Below are 20,970 nucleotides of genomic sequence, written 5' to 3'. Positions count from 1 at the left end.
AGGAAACAAAAAAGCACAAGAGCAAATGCAATATTTCTATCAACAAAGCCGTGCGTGTCGCGCGGCACACCAATACATTCCCCGCCGGAGACAGACCGGCGGGAAAGGAAAGGCGTGAAGAGCAAAAATGGCCAAAGACAAGATGTACGGCAAGACCCTTCGCAAAAACTTCGCTCGACATGAGGAGATCATGGAGATGCCGAATCTTCTGGAGCTCCAGAAGAAGTCCTACCGGTGGTTCCTCGACGAGGGACTGCAGGAGGTGTTCACCGACGTCGCCTCGATCACCAACTACGCGGGCAATCTTGAGCTGAGCTTCATCGGCTACAAGATGGATGAGGCCCCCAAGTACGACGTGGAGGAGTGCAAGGCGCGCGACGCCACCTACGCCGCTCCGCTCAAGGTCAACGTGCGGCTGTACAACAACCAGACGCAGGAGATCAAGGAGCAGGAGATCTTCATGGGCGATTTCCCGCTCATGACCCAGTCCGGCACCTTCGTCATCAATGGCGCCGAGCGCGTGGTCGTCAGCCAAATCGTCCGCTCCCCGGGCGTGTACTACGGCAAGGAGATCGACCTCAAGACCGACCTGCCCCTGCTCACCAGCACCGTGATCCCCTACCGCGGCGCATGGCTGGAGTATGAGACCGACACCAACGAGGTGTTCTGGGTCCGCATCGACAAGAACCGCAAGATCCCCATCACCGAGCTGATCCGCGCCATCGGCGGTCAGGCCGAGCAGTACGCCGACCTCAAGACCGACACGGGCATCCTCGACCTTTTCGGCGACGACGACCGCATCAAGGTCTCGCTGGAGAAGGACGCCTGCAAGACCTATGAGGAGGCCATGCTGGAGATCTACCGCAAGCTCCGTCCGGGCGAGCCGCCCACGGTCGAGGCCAGCGAGAGCCTGATCAAGAACCTCTTCTTCGATCCGCGCCGCTATGATCTGTCCATGGTCGGCCGCTACAAGTTCAATAAGAAGCTCTCCCTGTGGACCCGCATCCACGGCCAGAAGCTCGCCTATCCCGTCGCCGACCCGCGCACGGGCGAGATCCTCTTTGACGCCGGCCATGTCATGACCAGCGACGAGGCCCGCGAGCTTGACGCCATCGGCGTCAACGACGTGACGCTCGACCTCGACGGCAAGACGCTGCGCGTCTTCTCGAACAACATGGTCGACCTCTCCCGCTTCGTGGACTTCGACCCCGTCGCCGAGTGCGGCATCAAGGAGCGCGTGTGCAAGAGCGTGCTCGAGGAGCTGCTGGCGAAGTACGAGGGCGAGGAGCTCAAGGAAGCCATCCGCGACAATGCCGACCGCCTTGCGCCCAAGCATATCCTTGCGGACGATATTCTCGCCTCCATCAACTACATGAACGCGCTGGCGCACGGCATCGTCACGAAGGACGATATCGACCATCTCGGCAACCGCCGCCTGCGCTGCGTGGGCGAGCTGCTGCAGAACCAGTTCCGCATTGGCTTTTCCCGCATGGAGCGCGTGATCCGCGAGCGCATGACCATTCAGGACCTCGACATCGTGACGCCGCAGAGCCTTATCAACATCCGTCCGGTCACCGCGGCCATCAAGGAGTTCTTCGGCTCCAGCCCGCTGTCCCAGTTCATGGATCAGACGAACCCGCTCGCCGAGCTGACGCACAAGCGCCGTCTTTCCGCGCTCGGCCCCGGCGGCCTTTCCCGTGAGCGCGCGAACATGGAGGTCCGCGATGTCCATTACAGCCACTACGGCCGTATGTGCCCCATCGAGACCCCCGAAGGTCCGAACATCGGCCTGATCTCCTACCTTGCGACCTACGCCCGCATCAACGAATACGGCTTCATCGAGGCGCCCTTCCGCGCTGTCGATCACGCGACGGGCCATGTCTCCGACGAGGTCACCTACATGACCGCCGACGTTGAGGATCAGTTCATCGTCGGTCAGGCGGCCGAGCCGGTCGATGAGAACGGCTGCCTCGTCAACCCGCGTATCACCTGCCGCCACCGCGACGAGATCGTCGAGGTCGACCGCGACCGCGTCGATTACATCGACATTTCCCCGCGCATGATGGTCTCCATCGCGACCGCGATGATCCCGTTCCTGCCGAACGACGACGCGAACCGTGCCCTGATGGGCGCGAATATGCAGCGTCAGGCCGTTCCTCTGCTCCGCCCAGAGGCTCCCATCGTCGGCACCGGCATGGAGCACAAGATCTGCATGGACTCCGAGGTCGCCGTCCTCGCCGAGGGCGACGGCGTCGTGACCAAGATGGACGCCCGCGCCATCACCGTGGCTTACGACAACGGCGAGACGAAGGAATACAAGCTCACCAAGTTCCTGCGCTCCAACCACGGCACCTGCATCAACCAGCACCCGATCGTCGACGTCGGCGAGCGCGTGCACGGCAAGTATGTCAATGAAAACGGCGAGACCGTCGACCCCACCGTGCTGGCGGACGGCCCTGCCACCGATCAGGGCGAGCTGGCGCTCGGACGCAACATCCTCGTCGGCTTCATGACGTGGGAGGGCTACAACTACGAGGACGCGGTGCTCCTCAACGAGCGCCTTGTCCGCGAGGACCTGTATACCTCCATCCACCTCGAGGAGTATGAGCTCGACTCCCGCGACACCAAGCTCGGCCCCGAGGAGATCACCCGCGACATTCCCAACGTCGGCGAGGACGCTCTCAAGGACCTCGACGAGCGCGGCATCATCCGCATCGGCGCGGAGGTTCACGCCGGCGACATTCTGGTCGGCAAGGTCACGCCCAAGGGCGAGACCGATCTGACCGCGGAGGAGCGCCTGCTGCGCGCGATCTTCGGCGAGAAGGCGCGCGAGGTGCGCGATACCTCCCTCAAGGTGCCGCACGGCGAGAGCGGCATCGTGGTCGACGCCAAGGTGTTCTCCCGCGAGAACGGCGACGACCTCGGCCCCGGCGTGAACATGGTCGTGCGCGTTTACATCGCGCAGCGCCGCAAGATCCAGCCCGGCGACAAGATGGCGGGCCGCCACGGCAACAAGGGCGTCGTCTCCCGCGTTCTGCCGCAGGAGGATATGCCCTTCCTGCCCGACGGCACCCCGCTCGACATCGTTCTGAACCCCCTCGGCGTTCCGTCCCGTATGAACATCGGCCAGGTGCTCGAGGTCCATCTCGGCTACGCCGCCAAGACGCTCGGCTGGAAGGTCGCCACGCCCATCTTCGACGGCGCGACCGATAAGGATATTTCCGAAGCGCTCCAGCTTGCCGGCCTCGATCCCGAGGGCAAGAGCTGGCTGTACGACGGCCGCACCGGCGAGCGCTTTGACAACAAGGTCACGGTCGGCTACGTTTACTTCCTCAAGCTGCACCATCTGGTCGACGATAAGATCCATGCCCGTTCCACCGGCCCGTACTCCCTTGTCACGCAGCAGCCGCTCGGCGGCAAGGCGCAGTTCGGCGGCCAGCGCTTCGGCGAAATGGAAGTCTGGGCGCTCGAGGCCTACGGCGCGAGCTATACGCTGCAGGAGATCCTGACCGTCAAGTCCGACGATGTGACCGGCCGTGTGCGCACCTACGAGGCCATCGTCAAGGGCCACAATGTCCCGCAGCCCGGCGTGCCGGAGTCCTTCAAGGTCCTGGTCAAGGAGCTGCAGTCTCTCTGCCTCGACATTCAGGTGCTCGACCGCGACGGCAACCAGATCGAGCTCAAGGAGGACGAGGATGCGCTCGACACCTTCAACCTCGCCCGCATGGATGCAGACGACGAGCGCAGCCGCAACCCGTTCGCTGACGAGGCGGAGCTGGAGGACGCAGGCTTTGAATACGTTCCCGACGACGAGGTCGAGGCCGACCTTGCCGACGACAAAGACGAGTATTGAGAAAAGGAGGAGCATGAATTATGAGTTACGCAACGTTTGACGCCATCAAGATCGGTATCGCTTCTCCCGAAATGATCCGTGAGTGGTCTCACGGCGAGATCAAAAAGCCCGAGACCATCAACTACCGCACCCTCAAGCCCGAGCGCGACGGATTGTTCTGTGAGCGTATCTTCGGGCCGACCAAGGACTGGGAGTGCCACTGCGGCAAGTATAAGAAGATCCGCTACAAGGGCAAGATCTGCGACCGCTGCGGCGTCGAGGTCACCCGCGCGAAGGTGCGCCGCGAGCGCATGGGCCACATCGAGCTGGCGACGCCCGTTTCCCATATCTGGTACTTCAAGGGCATCCCCTCCCGCATGGGCCTGCTGCTCGACATCAGCCCCCGTATTCTGGAGAAGGTGCTGTACTTCGCGGCCTATATCGTCACCGACCCCGGCGAGACGCCGCTGATCCGCAACCAGATCCTCAGCGAAAAAGAGTATCGCGATATGCGCGAGAAGTATGAGGACGATTTCGACGCCGGCATGGGCGCCGAGGCCGTCAAGAAGCTCCTGCAGCAGATCGACCTCGAAGCGCTCTCCGAGCAGCTCCACGCCGAGCTCAAGGGCGCGAGCGGCCAGAAGAAGGCGCGTATCGTCAAGCGCCTGGAGGTCGTGGACGCCTTCCGCCTGAGCGGCAACAAGCCCGAGTGGATGATCATCGACGTGCTGCCGGTCATTCCGCCGGAGATCCGCCCGATGGTCCAGCTCGACGGCGGCCGCTTCGCGACCAGCGACCTGAACGACCTCTACCGCCGCGTCATCAACCGCAACAACCGCCTCAAGAGGCTCATGGAGCTCAAGGCGCCCGACATCATCGTGCGCAACGAAAAGCGTATGCTGCAGGAGGCTGTGGACGCCCTGATCGACAACGGCCGCCGCGGCCGCGCCGTCACCGGCGCGAACAACCGCGCGCTCAAGAGCCTGAGCGATATGCTCAAGGGCAAGCAGGGCCGCTTCCGTCAGAACCTGCTCGGCAAGCGCGTCGACTATTCCGGACGTTCCGTTATCTGCGTCGGCCCCGAGCTGAAGATCTATCAGTGCGGCGTGCCGAAGGAAATGGCGCTCGAGCTGTTCCGCCCGTTCATCATGAAGAAGCTCGTGGAGGACGGCGCCGCCAACAACATCAAGTCCGCCAAGAAGATGGTCGATAAGGGCCGCCCGGAGGTCTGGGACGCGCTGGACTTCGTCATCAAGGATCACCCCGTCATGCTCAACCGCGCGCCGACGCTCCACCGCCTCGGCATCCAGGCGTTCGAGCCGGTGCTCGTCGAGGGCCGCGCGCTCAAGCTGCACCCGCTGAACTGCACCGCGTTCAACGCGGACTTTGACGGCGACCAGATGGCCATTCACGTTCCTCTGTCCGCCGAGGCGCAGGCCGAGGCCCGCATCCTCATGCTCTCCGCCAACAACCTCCTGCGTCCGCAGGACGGCGGCCCCGTCACCGTTCCGACGCAGGATATGGTGCTCGGCTCCTACTACCTCACCTTCGACCGCTTTGAAAACGGCGTGAGCCAGCTCGACAACGACGAGTTCTGGCCGTCCAACGTCGATTTCTCCCTCGCCGGCAAGAGCCTGAGCGAGCTGACCGACGAGGAGCGCGCGAACACGCACCTCAACGTCTACCGCGACGAGGACGAGGCGATGCTCGCCTTCAAGGATCACCTCATCGGCACCCACCAGCCCATCCGCGTGCGCGTGGAGAAGGCGCTGCCGGACGGCACGATGGGCCACAAGATCGTCGATACGACCATCGGCCGCATCGTCTTCAACCACAACATCCCGCAGGATCTCGGCTTTGTCGAGCGTGTGGACGAGAACGGCAACCCCACCGAGCATTACTTCGATTACGAGATCACGTTCACCTGTGGCAAGAAGCAGCTGGGCAAGATCGTTGACCGCACCATCAAGAAGCACGGCTTCACCGTTGCCGCCGAGGTGCTCGACAACATCAAGGCGACCGGCTACCACAACTCCACCATCGCCGCCATCACCATCTCCATCGCGGATATGACCATCCCCGACGAGAAGTACACCCTCATCGCCGAGACCGAGCAGCGCGTCGTGGACATCGAGGACCAGTTCAAGATGGGCTTCATGACCGAGAACGAGCGCTACCGCGCGGTCGTCGCCGAGTGGGAAAAGACCACCGCCGACGTTACCGACGCCCTGCAGAAGAACATGGACCGCTACAACCCCATCTTCATGATGGCGGACTCCGGCGCCCGTGGCTCCATGAAGCAGATCCGTCAGCTGACCGGTATGCGCGGCCTGATGGCCAACACCGCCGGTAAGACCATCGAGATCCCCATCAAGGCAAACTTCCGCGAGGGTCTGTCCGTGCTGGAATACTTCATCTCCAGCCGCGGCGCCCGTAAGGGTCTGGCCGATACGGCGCTGCGTACCGCGGACTCCGGTTACCTCACCCGCCGCATGGTCGACGTCTGCCAGGACGTCATCATCCGCTCCGACGACTGCGGCGCGGATCGCGGCATCATCGCCAGCGAAATCAGCGAGAACGGTCAGGTCATCGAGAAGTTCTCCGAGCGCATCCACGGCCGCTATCCCGTCCACGACATCCTCAAGCCCGGCACCGACGAGGTGCTGATCTCCAAGGATCACATGATGGACGCCTCCGACGCCGATCTGCTTGAGAAGTTCGACATTCACGAGGTCGAGATCCGCACCGTCCTGACCTGCCGCGCCCATTCTGGCGTGTGCGCCAAGTGCTACGGCATGAATCTGGCGACCAGCAAGCCCGTCGGCCCCGGCGAGGCGGTCGGCATCATCGCCGCACAGTCCATTGGCGAGCCCGGCACGCAGCTGACGATGCGTACCTTCCACACCGGCGGCGTTGCCGGCGGCGACATCACGCAGGGTCTTCCGCGTGTTGAGGAGCTGTTCGAGGCGCGCCGTCCCAAGAAGATGGCGACGCTTTCCGAGATCGCCGGTAAGGTCAGGTTCGAGGAGGCCACGAAGGGCAGCCTGCTGAACATCATCGTGACCGCCGACGACGGCGACACCCGCACCTACTCCGTGCCGCACACCGGCCTGCGCGTGAAGGACGGCGACGTGATCGAAAAGGGCTGCCAGCTGCAGGAGGGCGCGCTCAACCCGCACGACGTGCTGCGCATCCGCGGCGCTTCCGCCGTTCACAACTACCTCATTCAGGAGGTTTTGAAGGTCTACCGTCAGCAGGGCGTTGACATCAACGATAAGCATATCGAGGTCATCGTCCGCCAGATGATGCGCAAGGTGCGCGTGGAGGAATCCGGCGACACCAACCTGCTCTCCGGCGCGATGGTCGACGTTCTAGAGCTGATGGACGCCAACGAGGACATTGCGCGCCGCAATGCCGCCGGTGAGGTCAATGCCGAGACCGGCGAGCCGCTGCGTGAGGCCGAGGCCACCCAGCTTCTCATGGGTATCACCAAGGCGTCCCTCGCCACTGACTCCTTCCTCTCCGCCGCGTCCTTCCAGGAGACCACCAAGGTGCTCACCGAGGCCGCCATCAAGGGCAAGGTCGACCATCTGCTCGGCCTGAAGGAGAACGTCATCATCGGTAAGCTCATTCCTGCCGGCGCGGGCCTGAACGCCTATCGTGAGTTCGCCGAGGAGATCGTCCCCGACCGCGAAAAGCCGGTCGAGGAGGAGACCGCGGCAGAGCCGTATGACGGCGAAGCCGCCGAAACGGCCTCCGAGGCCGCCTCGACTGAGGCGGGCGAGAGCTCCGAAGAGGTCTAAATATCGCAGAAGAAGAGCCGACCGCACCGGTCGGCTCTTCCTTTATACATTAGTACTGAAAAGAAAATGAAAAAATCGTACATTTCAGAGAAAATTTTAGGCTGCGAAGAGCAAATATCGCTTGACGGTGGGGGACAACTATGCTATAATTCTACCTTGCGCGAGACTGTTTCGCGGATTTTGTTATGCCGTGAGGAGGGCGTGCCGTGTTAGAAGAGCTCAGCACCGCCCAAAAGGTCGTCGGCGTGAAGCAATCGCTCCGTGCGCTGCGCGAGGGGAGGGCCGGAAAGGTCTTTCTTGCCTGTGACGCAGACCCCGCTGTGACCGGACGGGTCGAGGACGCCTGCGCGTCGGTCCCCGTGGAGCGGGACTTCACGATGGCGCAGCTCGGCAGCGCGGCCGGCATCGCCGTCGGCGCCGCGGTCGTAACGCTCCTGAACGGATAAATATGGTTTTTTCGGGATATTTTACCGATATCCTGTAAAAAATAAATTGAGCCTCCGGCTCGCAATTTTTCAGAAAGGAGAACTTTTGAATGCCTACTTTTAATCAGCTGGTCCGCAAGGGCAGAGAGCAGGCCACCTACAAGTCCAATTCTCCCGCCATGCAGTATAGCCTCAACACGCTGAAGAACAAGGAAACCAACCTTCCTTCTCCTCAGAAGCGCGGCGTCTGCACCGCTGTGAGAACCGCGACCCCCAAGAAGCCGAACTCCGCTCTTCGTAAGATCGCCCGTGTGCGTCTTACCAACGGCTACGAGGTCACCGCTTACATCCCCGGCGTCGGTCATTCTCTGCAGGAGCACTCTGTGGTCATGATCCGCGGCGGCCGTGTCAAGGACCTCCCCGGTGTGCGTTACCACATCATCCGCGGCACTCTGGACGCGCAGGGCGTGCAGGGCCGTATGCAGGGCCGTTCCAAGTACGGCGCGAAGCGCCCGAAGCAGAAGTAAGGTCTGCATGAAAGTAGAGCTTTGCCAAAAGGTCTTATCATATAAGGATACCTCTTTGGCAGGCCGAAACACGGCGGGGCAAGCCCCGTCCGCGAGTACCTATGATTTCTATATTATAAGAAGGAGGGAAGCAAAGTGCCCAGAAGAGGTAATGTTCCCAAGAGAGAAATTTTGCCCGATCCTATGTACAACAGTGTCCTCGTGACCAAGCTCGTCAACAGCATCATGCTCGACGGCAAGAAGGGCGTTGCACAGAAGGTCGTCTACGGTGCGTTTGACATCATCAAGGAAAAGACCGGCAATGAGCCGCTCGATGTCTTTACCCAGGCGATGGAAAACATCATGCCCGTTCTCGAAACCAAGACCCGCCGTGTCGGCGGTGCCAACTATCAGGTCCCTATGGAGGTTCGTCCCGCCCGTCGTCAGACCCTCGGTCTGCGTTGGCTGACGGCCTACTCCCGCGCCCGCGGTGAGCGCACCATGGCCGAGCGTCTCGCCGGCGAGCTCATGGACGCCGCCAACAACACCGGCGCGGCTGTGAAGAAGCGCGAAGATACCCACAAGATGGCCGAGGCCAACAAGGCGTTCGCCCACTTCCGCTGGTAAGAAAGCAAGGAGAATCTTATGCCGAGAAAAGTATCTCTGGAGAAAACAAGAAATATCGGCATCATGGCCCACATCGATGCAGGCAAGACCACCACGACCGAGCGTATCCTGTACTACACAGGCGTCAACTACAAGCTCGGCGAGACCCACGAGGGTACTGCGACGATGGACTGGATGGAGCAGGAGCAGGAGCGCGGCATCACCATTACGTCTGCCGCCACGACGTGCTTCTGGAAGAACCATCGCATCAACATCATCGACACCCCGGGCCACGTCGACTTCACGGTCGAGGTGGAGCGCAGCCTCCGCGTGCTCGACGGCTCTGTGACCGTCATGTGCGCCAAGGGCGGCGTTGAGCCGCAGAGCGAGACGGTTTGGCGTCAGGCGGATCACTACCATGTGCCCCGCATGATCTACGTCAACAAAATGGACATCATGGGCGCGGACTTCTATAACGTCCTGCGCATGATCGACGAGCGTCTCAAGTGCAATGCGGTGCCCATCCAGCTGCCCATCGGCAAGGAAGCCGAATTCCGCGGCATCATCGACTTGGTCGAGATGAATGCGGACGTCTACTACGACGAAATGGGCAAGGATATGCGCGTGGAGGAGATCCCCGAGGATATGCGCGAGCTCGCGGAGGAATACCGTGAGAAGCTGCTCGACGCCGTTTCCATGTTCGACGATGAGATCATGGAGATGTATCTCGAGGGCAAGGAGATCCCAACCGCCAAGATCCGCGCAGCGATCCGCAAGGCGACCGTCGCGGTCGAGATGATCCCTGTGGTCTGCGGTACATCCTACCGCAACAAGGGCGTGCAGAAGCTGCTCGATGCCATTGTGGACTATATGCCCGCGCCGACCGATATCCCCGCCATCGAGGGTATCAACCCGAAGACGGACGAAGAAGACAAGCGTGAGCCGAGCGATGACGAGCCTTTCTCCGCCTTGGCATTCAAGATCATGACCGACCCCTATGTCGGCCGCCTGAGCTTCTTCCGCGTCTATTCCGGTACACTCAACACCGGCTCCTCCGTTCTCAACTCCACCAAGAATGTTCGTGAGCGCATGGGCCGTATCCTGCAGATGCACGCCAACCATCGTGAGGATATCGAGACCGTTTACTCCGGCGACATTGCCGCGGCGGTCGGTCTCAAGAACACCACGACGGGCGACACGCTCTGCGATGAAAAGCACCCGATCATCCTCGAGAGCATGGAGTTCCCCGAGCCCGTGATCCGCGTTGCCATCGAGCCCAAGACCAAGGCCGGTCAGGAGAAGATGGGCATTGCGCTGATGAAGCTCGCTGAGGAGGACCCCACGTTCAAGACCTACACGGACGAAGAGACCGGTCAGACCATCATCGCCGGTATGGGCGAGCTCCATCTGGAGATCATCGTCGACCGTCTGCTCCGCGAGTTCAAGGTCGAGGCGAATGTCGGCGCGCCGCAGGTCGCCTATAAGGAGACCATCACCAAGGCCGTCGATCAGGACACCAAGTATGCCCGCCAGAGCGGCGGTAAGGGCCAGTACGGTCATGTCAAGATCCACGTTGAGCCCAATGAGTCCGGCAAGGGCTACGAGTTCGTCAACGCCACGGTCGGCGGCAGCGTTCCCAAGGAGTATATCCCCGCGGTCGATGCCGGTATCCAGGGCGCGATGCTCGCGGGCGTGCTCGCCGGTTATCCGGTGGTCGACGTCAAGGTCACGCTGTACGACGGCTCCTACCACGAGGTCGACTCCTCGGAGATGGCGTTCAAGATCGCCGGCTCCATGGCGTTCAAGGAAGCCTGCCAGAAGGCCGGCCCCACGCTGCTCGAGCCGATCATGAAGGTCAGCGTCATCGTTCCCGACGAGTATATGGGCGACGTCATCGGCGACCTCAACAGCCGCCGCGGTCAGATCCAAGGCTTCGAGGCCCGCTCCGGCGCGCAGCAGATCGACGCGTTCGTTCCCCTCGCCGAGATGTTCGGCTATGCCACCGACCTCCGTTCCCGCACGCAGGGACGCGGTCAGTACACGATGGAGCCCTCGCACTACATCGAGATCCCGAAGAGCATTCAGGAAAAGATCATCGATCAGCGCACCGGGCGCCACATGAGCTGAGGCACGAAAATAACAGTTGCAAATCAGCTCGATTTACGGTAAAATCATGGTGTTATGCAAGTGACACCGAAAACAATGAAAAAATCATAATAGGAGGATCACTCTAATGGCTAAGCAGAAATTCGAGAGAACTAAGCCCCACGTAAACATCGGCACCATCGGTCACGTCGACCATGGTAAGACCACCCTGACCGCTGCCATCACCAAGTGGCTCGCCATGCAGGGCAAGGCCCAGTACACCGACTACAGCTCCATCGATAAGGCTCCCGAAGAGCGCGAGCGCGGCATTACCATCAACACGGCCCACGTTGAGTATGAGACCGAGAAGCGTCACTATGCTCACGTTGACTGCCCGGGCCACGCCGACTATATCAAGAACATGATCACCGGTGCTGCCCAGATGGACGGCGCGATTCTGGTCATCGCTGCTTCCGACGGTCCTATGGCCCAGACCCGCGAGCACGTCCTGCTCGCCCGTCAGGTTGGCGTTCCCGCCATCGTTGTCTTCCTGAACAAGTGCGACCAGGTCGACGATGAGGAGCTGCTCGAACTCGTCGAGATGGAAGTCCGTGAGCTGCTCTCCAGCTACGAGTTCCCCGGCGATGAGATTCCCATCATCAAGGGCTCCGCTCTGAACGCTCTCGTTTCCGAGTCCACCGATCCCAACGCCCCCGAGTATGCCTGCATCAAGGAGCTCATGGACGCTGTTGACGATTATATCCCCACTCCCGACCGTAAGGCCGACATGCCCTTCCTGATGCCCGTTGAGGACGTCTTCACCATCTCCGGCCGCGGCACCGTCGCCACCGGTAGAGTTGAGCGTGGTCAGCTCAAGCTCGGCGAGGAAGTCGAGATCATCGGCCTGACCGACGAGCGTCGTAAGACCGTCGTCACCGGTATCGAAATGTTCCACAAGCTGCTCGACTACGCCGAAGCCGGCGATAACGTTGGTACTCTGCTCCGCGGTGTTGCCAAGACCGAGATCGAGCGCGGCCAGGTCCTCTGCAAGCCCGGCTCCATCCACCCCCTCACCAAGTTCGTTGGCCAGGTCTACGTTCTGACCAAGGATGAAGGCGGCCGTCACACCCCGTTCTTCAACAACTATCGTCCTCAGTTCTACTTCCGTACCACCGACGTCACCGGCGTCATCACTCTGCCCGAGGGCACCGAGATGTGCATGCCCGGCGATAACGTCGACATGAACGTTGAGCTGATCACCCCCATCGCGATCGAGAAGGGCCTCCGCTTCGCTATCCGTGAAGGCGGCCGTACCGTCGGTTCCGGTGTTGTTATCGAGTGCAAGGACTAATTCCTGAATGAGATAGAAGAAAGACAGCCGAAAGGCTGTCTTTCTTTTTGCCCTGTGAAGAAGCTCCGCCGGAAAACGAGAGCGAAGCGGGGAAGGTGAGCGCTCAGGCGTCCTTCGGGAAGGCCAGCGGCGCAATGAAGCCGCCTTCGCCGGTGCAGAGGATATCGCCCGCGGCGATCTCGCCGCCGCAGATGTAGAGGTCGGCCTGACAGACCTTGCCCGAGGGATGGTTTTTCACCGTGTAGGTGCAGCGCTCGACCGTTTTGCCGCAGCAGGGCTCCAGATCAAAGCCCTGCGCGCGCTGGAGCACATTGTAGCTCAGATAGGGCTCCTCCAGCTCCTTGGGCAGGGTGAGCGAGAGCGTTTCGACCGGCTCCGGCTCGACCTGCCAGCCGAGGGAGTTCAGGTAGGCGACGCGCTGCTCGTTCGTTGCGGCGGCAGCGGTACGGTCCGAGCCGCATGAGCGAAGCAGGAGAAAGCCGAGAAAGGCAAGCAGCAGCAGCCACAAAACGCCGAGCAGCCGGCGGCGGGAATATTTCATCGTGCAGATAAACACAGCGTCACACCCTTTCACAAAAGGCTATTCCCAAACGGGGCAAAGTATGATAGGATGGGCGCAGAAATGAAAGTGAAAGCAGAGGAGAACGGGTATGGCGAAGGAACGGCTGGACAAGCTCATCGCCTCGACGGGACGCTGGTCGCGCCGCGAGGTCAAGACGCTCGTGCGCGAAGGCCGCGTGCTGGTGGACGGGAGGATCGCCGGCAGCGCGGAGGAGAAGTATGACGCGGAGAGCTGCCGCGTCGCGGTCAACGGGGAGGAGCTGGTGCTCCAAAGGTACACCTACGTCATGCTGCATAAGCCTGCGGGCGTGCTGAGCGCGACCGAGGACGGGCGGGGCAGGACGGTGCTGGACCTGCTCACGCCGGAGCTGCGCAAGATCGGCGTGTTTCCGGTCGGACGGCTCGATAAGGATACGGAGGGGCTGCTGCTTTTGACGGACGACGGCGAGCTGGCGCACGCGCTGCTCAGTCCGAAAAAGCACGTCGATAAGGTCTATTATGCCCGCGTGTCAGGCCGACTGGCGCCTGAGGACTGCGCGGCGTTCGAGGCGGGCATGATGCTCGGCGACGGGCTGGAGTGCCTGCCCGCAGGACTGGAGATCCTTGCCGCAGGGGAGACGAGCGAGTGTCTCGTTACGCTGCGCGAGGGGAAGTTCCATCAGGTCAAGCGGATGCTGGCTGCCCGCGGCAAGCCGGTGACGTATTTGAAGCGCCTTTCGATGGGGTCGCTGCGGCTCGATGACACGCTCGCGCCGGGCGAATTCCGCCTGCTGACGGCAGCAGAGGAGGCGCAGCTTCAGCGGTAGACAAAATGCCCAACGAAATTTGCGGGAGATTGAACACTTGTCCCAATATCCTTTACGCTTTCCACAAAAAAGAAAAAGTTTTTTGTGGAAAAAAGAAAAAATAGCTTGCAAATTATGTCGAAGCCAAGTATAATAATTTCATTCAATCAGCAAGTTGCACAAACTACCCGCGTAAGGGTTTCGGGAGGTACACCATGTCAGGGAGAGTTTTCCAGAACATCGTTTTGCAATTCAAGGATGCGGTCGATACCGAGATCGGCGTGATCGACGCCGAGGGCACTGTCATTGCCTGTACGGAGCTGAGCGAGATCGGCAGCCATTGGAACGAGCTTGTGAATAGCATCAACGACGCGGAGGAGAGCGTGATCCCAGTCGGCGGCAAGACCTTCAAGGCGCTGTCCGGCTGGAACGGTCACTTTGATTTTGCGGTTTTTGCCTATGGCGAGAACGAGATGAGCCGCGCGGCCTGCTCCATGGCGGCGGTCGCGCTCAACGCGGCCAAGAGCTATTATGAGGAGAAGTACGACAAGGTCTCCTTCATCAAGAACATCATCTCCGACAACATCATGCTCAGCGACCTCTATATCCGCGCCAAGGAACTGCACGTTGAGACCGAGCTCAACCGCGGCGTGTTTCTGATCCGCCGTCTGGACGAGCACTTTGAGGGCTTGACCGTGGAGGCGGTGCAGAACATCTTCCCGGACCGCCAGACCAGCTTTGCGCTTTCCATGGGCGAGAGCGACGTGGTGCTCATTCAGCAGCTTGGCGAGAATGTCAGCACGCGCGATCTGGAGAAGACCGCCCAGCTCATTGAAGAGACGCTGCGTGAGAACGGCGAGAGCATGGTCGTCGTCGGCATCGGCACGGTCGCCGCGCACCTGCGCGACCTCGCCAAGAGCTACAAGGAGGCGCAGATTGCCATCGAGGTCGGCAAGGTCTTCGATACGGAGAAATATGTTGTCAGCTACGAAAACCTCGGCATCGGCCGTCTGATCTATCAGCTGCCGACTACCCTGTGCGAGATGTTCCTGCAGGAGGTCTTCAAGAAGAACCCCATTGACTCGCTCGATAAGGAGACGCTTTTCACCATCAACAAGTTCTTTGAGAACAACCTCGTCCTCTCCGAAACGGCGCGCAAGCTGTTCGTCCACCGCAACACGCTCGTCTACCGTCTGGAGAAGATCAAGAAGCTCACCGGCCTTGACCTGCGTGAGTTCGACGACGCCATCACCTTCAAGGTGGCGCTGATGGTCAAAAAGTACCTTGCCTCCCGCGGCATCGAGGCGTAAGAGAATAGCGAAGGAGGCTTTCCGAAGGGAAAGCCTCTTTTTTGCGCCTTGGGAACTTTTTCCGCTGGGGAGCGTCAAAAAAACAGCGGCTGTTTACATAATTTTTGTTGCCATTTCTTCGCCGCTCGCGTATAATAGAATAAAATAGGCAAACTTGGAGAAAAAGGGGAGAACACGGCGATGATCCGCTTGACCGACGTGCAGAAGGAATATGAGAACGGGACACACGCGCTGCGCGGTGTGACGATGGAGGTCAACGACGGCGAATTCGTCTTTCTCGTCGGTCCCTCCGGAAGCGGCAAATCGACCATCATCAAGCTCCTCACGGGCGAGGTTCTGCCGAGCGGCGGCCGACTGATGATCAACGGCTTCAACCTCAACAACATTTCCGACCGGCAGATCCCGCTGCTGCGCCGGTCCATCGGCGTGATCTTTCAGGATTTCCGCCTGATCGAGAAGAAAACGGTCTATGAAAATCTGAGCTTTGCCATGCGCGCCGTGGGGTCCTCGCCGCGCGAGGCGAAAAAGCGCATCCCCTACGTCCTCAAGCTGGTGGGACTGGACGGCAAGGCCAATCAGTTCCCCAACCAGCTCTCCGGCGGCGAGCAGCAGCGCGTGGCCATCGCGCGCGCGCTCGTCAACAACCCCTATACCATCATCGCCGACGAGCCGACCGGCAACCTCGACCCCGCCCGCTCGCTGGAGATCATGATGCTGCTCGAGCGCATCAACCAGCTCGGCACCACGGTGCTCGTCGTGACGCACGAAAAGGATCTGGTCAACAAGTTCCAGAAGCGCGTCATTACGCTTGAGCGCGGTATCGTCGTGAGCGACGGCATCGGCTACAATATGAGGTGAGGCGCGATGAGAAGACACGATTTTGGTTACTTTTTCCACGAGGGCGTGGTGAACCTGTTCAGCCACGGCTTTATGTCCTTTGCGGCTGTCGGCATCACCGTGGCCTGCCTGCTCGTCATGGGCACGTTTTCCCTTGTGGCCTACAACGTCAACGAGCAGCTTCGTCAGCTGGAAAGTGAAAACGAGATCCTTGCCTTTGTGGACGATACGCTCACGGAGGCACAGGGGCGCTCGCTCCAGTCCGCCGTCGAGGCGGTGCCGAATGTGAGGAGCGTGCGCTTTATCACGCGCGAGGAGGCGTGCGAGACCTTCGAGAAAAAGTACGAGGGGAAATACGCCCTCGGCGATCTGGACCCGGAGATCCTGCGCGACCGCTTTGCCATTAAGGTGATCGACCTCGGCCGGATGGAGGAGACGCGCGAGGCGGTCAAGAAGGTGACCGGCATCGCGGACGCCCGCGCGGACGAAAATCTGGCGGAGGGCTTCATCACGCTGCGGAACGTGGCGGGCGTGGTATGTATTGCGCTCATTGCGATATTGCTGGTCGTTTCCGTGTTCATCATTTCCAACACCATCAAGCTCACGACCTTCGACCGGCGTGACGAGATCGCCATTATGAAGATGGTCGGTGCGACGAACGGCTTCATCCGCTGGCCCTTTGTGTATGAGGGCTTCATCATCGGCTTTTTGAGCGCGGGCATCGCCTTCGGTCTGCAATGGCTGCTGTACGCGACCGTCGCGCGGAGCATTTCCGTGTCCGACGTGCTGAACCTCTTCAGCGTTGTGGACTTTGCGACGATATGGAAGCCGGTCGCGCTGGTGTTCGTCGGCGTGGGGATGCTCGTCGGCGTCGGCGGCAGCCTGACGGCGATCCGCAAATTCCTGCAAGTCTGAAAAGGAGGGCGGCTGCCCATGAAAACAAAACGGATCCTGCGCGCGGCGGTCGCGCTCCTGTTCGCTTTCGGCGTGCTCGCGGCGGATCTGACGCCGCTGCGCCTGCCGCCGCAGACGGCCTCCGCCGTCACGCAGGCGGACATCGACAAGCTGAAAAAGGAATCCAACGCGCTCTCAAGCAAGAAGAGCGAGGTGAACAAGCAGCTCAGCGCGCTCAAAAAGGACAAGGCCAACACGCTCAAGCGCAAGGCGCTGCTCGACCAGCAGATCGACCTCATCAGCGCGGAGATCGCCAACACCGAGCAGCAGATCGCGCAGTATGAAACGCTCATCGAGCAGACCGAGCAGGAGCTCAACGAGACGCAGGCGCAGGAGGCGGACCAGTATGAGCTGTTCTGCAAGCGCGTGCGCGCGATGGAGGAGCGCGGGACGGTGTCCTACTGGTCGGTGCTCTTTCAGGCGTCGAGCTTTGAAGAGCTGCTTGGCGCGATGGACTTCATCAGCGAGGTGATGGAGGCGGACCAGCGCGTGATCGACGACCTGCGTGTGCTGCAGGCGCAGATCGCGGAAAAGCAGCAGACGCTCGAGACCTCACTCGCCGAGCAGCAGAGCGCCAAGGAGGCGCTGGCGGCGAAGAACAACGAGCTGCGCGATCAGCGCACCGAGGCGACCGGTCTCATCAAGGAAATGGAAGAGAACGAGGCGGATTATAAGGACGTGCTCGCCGAGATCGAGGCCGAGGAGGAAAAGACACAGGCGGAGATCGTCCGGCTGAGCAAGGAGCTTGCCGCGCAGCAGGGCAACACGACGGTGACCTACGGCGGCTACATCTGGCCCGTGACGACCAGCAAGCGCGTCACATCGCCCTTCGGCAAGCGCAACACCGGCATCAGCGGGGCTTCCACCAATCACCGCGGCATCGACATCGGCGGCGTGTACTACAGCTCCACCGTCTACGCCGCCAAGGCGGGCACGGTCATCATTTCGTCGAGCAACAATGTGCGCGGACAGTACATCGTCATCAGCCACGGCAGCGGCAACACGACCACCTATCAGCACCTTTCCAAGCGCTCGGTGAGCGTCGGTACAGTGGTCAAACAGGGACAAGCCATCGGCGTGACCGGCTCGAGCGGCGTCGGCAGCGGCCCGCATCTGCATTTTGAGATCACGGAAAACGGTCAGCTCGTCGATCCGCTCAAGTACCTGACGGACTACGTCAAGGCGTGGAACTGAATTTATCGGTATGGAAACAAAGGACTCTCCCATAGAGTAGGGAGAGTCCTTTTTGCGTCGTGGGGCAGGGGAGAGAGGGGAACCATGTTTGGATTAGTGGAATGGCGCGGCGCGGGCGAGCGCTGCGGCGCGAGGGAAAAGCGCCTGGGCGGCGTGCGGTTCCTTGCCGCAGGCATCCGGCACGGCGATGGTCTGCGCGCGGCGTGGAGCCTGCGTACCGCCGCGCGGACGCTGGAATGGTACGGTGTGACGCAGACGGTCTTTCCGCGGGGGTTTTCCGCGTATGAGCGCTTTGCCGCGCGGGGGATCGTCCCGGTGGATGTGCGGCCTCTGCGCGAGGCGGCGGCTGCCGCCATCGCGCGCCGTGTGATGGCACAGCAGGAGATCGCACCGCGCAGAGCGACCGTCGCGCTCTGCGCTCTGCGCGTCACGCGCGCCTATGCCGCGGCGGCGGAGACACTGGCGGCGGACACGCGCTATTTGCAGCTCTGCACGGCGCAGGGCGGCTGGGAGCTGTCGCAGACGCTGCGCAGCCGCTTCGGCGTCGCGGCTCCTGTCCTGCGCGTGCCGGAGGGCGCGGACATCGTGCTCTGCTTTGACGATGCGGCAGAGATTTCTGCGGCGAGGGGCATTGTCCTGCCGCTCGGCGCTGCGTCGCTGCGCGTGACCTACGGAGGTGAGCGGGCAGAGAAATGCGGCGGAGAGCCGGAACAGTTCCTCGCCGCATGGTATGCCTCCCTCGCGCTGCGCGCGGAGGAGATCTGCGTCAAAAGGGTAGCGTGGGATCAGTCTGCGAACATCGGGGTGGAAAGGTAGCGGTCGCCGGTGTCGGGCAGCAGGACGACGATGCGCTTGCCCTGATTCTCGGGACGCTTGGCGAGCTGGGCGGCGGCCCACACTGCCGCGCCGGAGGAGATGCCGACGAGCAGACCCTCCTTGCGCGCCAGCTCGCGGCCGGTGGCAAAGGCGTCCTCGTTCTCCACCGTGATGATCTCATCGTAGATCTTGGTGTTGAGCGTGTCGGGCACGAAGCCCGCGCCGATGCCCTGGATCTTGTGCGCGCCCGCGACGCCCTTGGACAGGACCGGGGAGCCGGCGGGCTCGACCGCTACGACCTTGACGTTGGGGTTCTGGCTCTTGAGGTATTCGCCCACGCCGGTCAGCGTACCGCCGGTGCCGACGCCCGCAACAAAGATGTCCACGGTGCCGTCGGTGTCGTTCCAGATCTCGGGGCCTGTGGTCGCGCGGTGCGCGGAGGGGTTCGCGGGGTTGGTGAACTGACCGGGGATGAAGCTGTCCGGCGTCTGGGCGGCCAGCTCCTGCGCCTTGGCAATGGCGCCCTTCATGCCCTTGGCGCCCTCGGTGAGCACCAGCTCCGCGCCGTAGGCCTTCATCAGCTGACGGCGCTCGACGCTCATGGTCTCGGGCATAACGATGATGATGCGGTAGCCGCGTGCGGCGGCGACGGCGGCAAGGCCGATGCCGGTGTTGCCGCTGGTCGGCTCGATGATGACGGAGCCGGGCTTGAGCGCGCCGCTCTTCTCGGCGTCAGTGATCATGGCATAGGCGATGCGGTCCTTGACGGAGCCGGCGGGATTGAAGTATTCGAGCTTTGCGTAGACCTCAGCGCCGAGGTTTTCCGCAGCGGCGAAACGGTTGAGCTTGAGCAGGGGAGTGGAGCCGATCAGGTCGGTAATGGTATCATAGGTCTTCATAACGGTAAACTCCTTTTATTGTAGGTTGTATATTTTTTTGAAAGAGAAGTAATTTTAAGAGAGAGGAAAGGCGTTTACCGGCGACATCGGAGCATGAAAAAGGACAGCATAGGCTTACCTCATTTCTGATTCATATATTTCCTATCTGATTAATAGGCATTGTAACACGAGGTTACCTACTTGTCAAGTAGGAATATGAAAAATTTGAGAAAAGAGAACGACACGACTTTCGTCGTGCCGTTCTCTTGGCGCGGAGCAATGCGGCTCGAACGCACGGCCCCACATCCCGAGCACATCGGGACATTATGCTCGCCTTCCGCAGTATCAGAATGTGGAAGAATGTGCTGCCGCTGGAGAATCACTGTTTGCTGGTATTTTTTCGGGACGGTGCGGTGAAGAAATGTGATTTGCAGAAGTACTTTGAAAGGACGAAAGCGTTTCAGATCCTTCTCAAGAAGCCAGATTATTTTCAGCATGTGCAGATGCAGACGGGCGGATACGGCGTTGCGTGGGATGTGAACATGACCGTTTCGGATGCGATGCTCTACCGGATCGGCAAAAGTGTTCCGCTGAAAATGGAGGACTTCCGGAACTTTGCCGCGCATAGAGTTATCAACGAGATATTAGGCTGCTCCCGGCAGAATATCATCGACCTGACAAAGCGCGGAAAACTTCATCCGATCAAAGCGTCGGAAAAGAGTACGCTGTACCTCAAAAGTGAGATCCTGAAACGGAATTGGCAGTAAATATGAGTTATACCCCTTATGCTCTTTTGGAAAGAGTATAAGGGGTATAAAAGATTTTTGGGTATCGTGCAGGCATTCTTATCAATTTGATGATTGATACACCCAATGCCCGTTCGCGCGAGTTTTGTATGAGCGATGCCCTTAAAACTGCATCAATTAGGGTGCGAAAGCCTCTGTTTTCTCCTCTCAGACCGCCGCAAGCGGGTGGGCGTGGGTGTTTTCCTATGGAACACATCCGAGAGGCAAAACAGAGGCTTTTT

Annotated in this window: 16 protein-coding genes; 14 read left to right on the top strand and 2 right to left on the bottom strand. The window is 60.7% G+C overall.

The annotated features are described in order from the left end of the window. Positions 1 to 127 precede the first annotated feature (127 nt). From rpoB to tuf, 7 genes are all read left to right on the top strand, one after another. Positions 128 to 3,853: a DNA-directed RNA polymerase subunit beta gene (gene rpoB / locus KQI17_RS11070; RefSeq protein WP_216496286.1), complete on the top strand. Its 3,726-nt coding sequence runs from the start codon at positions 128 to 130 to the stop codon at positions 3,851 to 3,853. A gap of 20 nt (positions 3,854 to 3,873) precedes the next feature. Next, on the top strand, positions 3,874 to 7,635 hold the full coding sequence (rpoC, locus tag KQI17_RS11065) for a DNA-directed RNA polymerase subunit beta' (protein WP_216496285.1): 3,762 nt from the start codon (positions 3,874 to 3,876) through the stop codon (positions 7,633 to 7,635). 206 nt (positions 7,636 to 7,841) lie between these two features. Continuing rightward, positions 7,842 to 8,081 (top strand): ribosomal L7Ae/L30e/S12e/Gadd45 family protein, encoded by a 240-nt coding sequence (locus tag KQI17_RS11060; protein ID WP_216496284.1) that lies wholly within the window; start codon positions 7,842 to 7,844, stop codon positions 8,079 to 8,081. Between the two features lie 89 nt (positions 8,082 to 8,170). Further along, positions 8,171 to 8,587, top strand: a complete 417-nt coding sequence (gene rpsL, locus KQI17_RS11055) for a 30S ribosomal protein S12 (protein WP_022017880.1) — start codon at positions 8,171 to 8,173, stop codon at positions 8,585 to 8,587. A gap of 135 nt (positions 8,588 to 8,722) precedes the next feature. Continuing rightward, on the top strand, positions 8,723 to 9,193 hold the full coding sequence (gene rpsG / locus KQI17_RS11050) for a 30S ribosomal protein S7 (protein WP_022017879.1): 471 nt from the start codon (positions 8,723 to 8,725) through the stop codon (positions 9,191 to 9,193). Positions 9,194 to 9,211: 18 nt separating this feature from the next. Next, positions 9,212 to 11,299, top strand: coding sequence for an elongation factor G (gene fusA, locus KQI17_RS11045; protein WP_216496283.1), 2,088 nt, complete (start codon positions 9,212 to 9,214; stop codon positions 11,297 to 11,299). Positions 11,300 to 11,405: 106 nt separating this feature from the next. Then, the gene (tuf, locus tag KQI17_RS11040; RefSeq protein ID WP_022017877.1) at positions 11,406 to 12,608 is read left to right on the top strand and encodes an elongation factor Tu; all 1,203 of its coding nucleotides are present in this window, start codon (positions 11,406 to 11,408) and stop codon (positions 12,606 to 12,608) included. A gap of 103 nt (positions 12,609 to 12,711) precedes the next feature. On the opposite strand, the gene KQI17_RS11035 is transcribed toward tuf, so the two are convergent. Beyond that, a complete protein-coding gene (locus KQI17_RS11035) occupies positions 12,712 to 13,149 on the bottom strand; it encodes a DUF4830 domain-containing protein (protein ID WP_216496282.1) in 438 nt (145 codons plus the stop codon). A gap of 109 nt (positions 13,150 to 13,258) precedes the next feature. On the opposite strand from KQI17_RS11035, the gene KQI17_RS11030 reads away from it, so the two are divergent. The 6 genes from KQI17_RS11030 (at position 13,259) to KQI17_RS11005 (ending at position 19,065) form a co-directional block, all read left to right on the top strand. Further along, complete coding sequence (locus tag KQI17_RS11030) at positions 13,259 to 13,975, top strand: pseudouridine synthase (protein WP_216496281.1); 717 nt, start codon at positions 13,259 to 13,261, stop codon at positions 13,973 to 13,975. Positions 13,976 to 14,169: 194 nt separating this feature from the next. After that, positions 14,170 to 15,264 carry a CdaR family transcriptional regulator gene (locus KQI17_RS11025; RefSeq protein WP_216496280.1) on the top strand — a complete coding sequence of 365 codons (1,095 nt, stop codon included), beginning with the start codon at positions 14,170 to 14,172 and terminating at the stop codon, positions 15,262 to 15,264. A gap of 180 nt (positions 15,265 to 15,444) precedes the next feature. Further along, positions 15,445 to 16,122: a cell division ATP-binding protein FtsE gene (gene ftsE / locus KQI17_RS11020; protein ID WP_022017873.1), complete on the top strand. Its 678-nt coding sequence runs from the start codon at positions 15,445 to 15,447 to the stop codon at positions 16,120 to 16,122. 6 nt (positions 16,123 to 16,128) lie between these two features. Further along, positions 16,129 to 17,016, top strand: a complete 888-nt coding sequence (gene ftsX / locus KQI17_RS11015; RefSeq protein WP_216496279.1) for a permease-like cell division protein FtsX — start codon at positions 16,129 to 16,131, stop codon at positions 17,014 to 17,016. Positions 17,017 to 17,034: 18 nt separating this feature from the next. Continuing rightward, a complete protein-coding gene (locus tag KQI17_RS11010) occupies positions 17,035 to 18,249 on the top strand; it encodes a murein hydrolase activator EnvC (RefSeq protein WP_216496278.1) in 1,215 nt (404 codons plus the stop codon). 84 nt (positions 18,250 to 18,333) lie between these two features. Further along, positions 18,334 to 19,065 (top strand): hypothetical protein, encoded by a 732-nt coding sequence (locus KQI17_RS11005; protein WP_216496277.1) that lies wholly within the window; start codon positions 18,334 to 18,336, stop codon positions 19,063 to 19,065. Here the strand turns inward: KQI17_RS11005 and cysK are convergent. After that, on the bottom strand, positions 19,035 to 19,964 hold the full coding sequence (cysK, locus tag KQI17_RS11000; RefSeq protein ID WP_216496276.1) for a cysteine synthase A: 930 nt from the start codon (positions 19,962 to 19,964) through the stop codon (positions 19,035 to 19,037). The two genes, KQI17_RS11005 and cysK, sit on opposite strands and share 31 nt — an antisense overlap. A gap of 305 nt (positions 19,965 to 20,269) precedes the next feature. On the opposite strand from cysK, the gene KQI17_RS10995 reads away from it, so the two are divergent. Next, complete coding sequence (locus tag KQI17_RS10995; RefSeq protein ID WP_371821992.1) at positions 20,270 to 20,710, top strand: DUF2442 domain-containing protein; 441 nt, start codon at positions 20,270 to 20,272, stop codon at positions 20,708 to 20,710. Positions 20,711 to 20,970: the final 260 nt, after the last annotated feature.

Source organism: Oscillibacter sp. MSJ-31, assembly GCF_018918025.1.
Lineage (GTDB): Bacteria > Bacillota > Clostridia > Oscillospirales > Oscillospiraceae > Hominicoprocola.
Note: the sequence above shows the minus strand (reverse complement) of the source record. Positions and strands in the feature narration are given on the sequence as shown.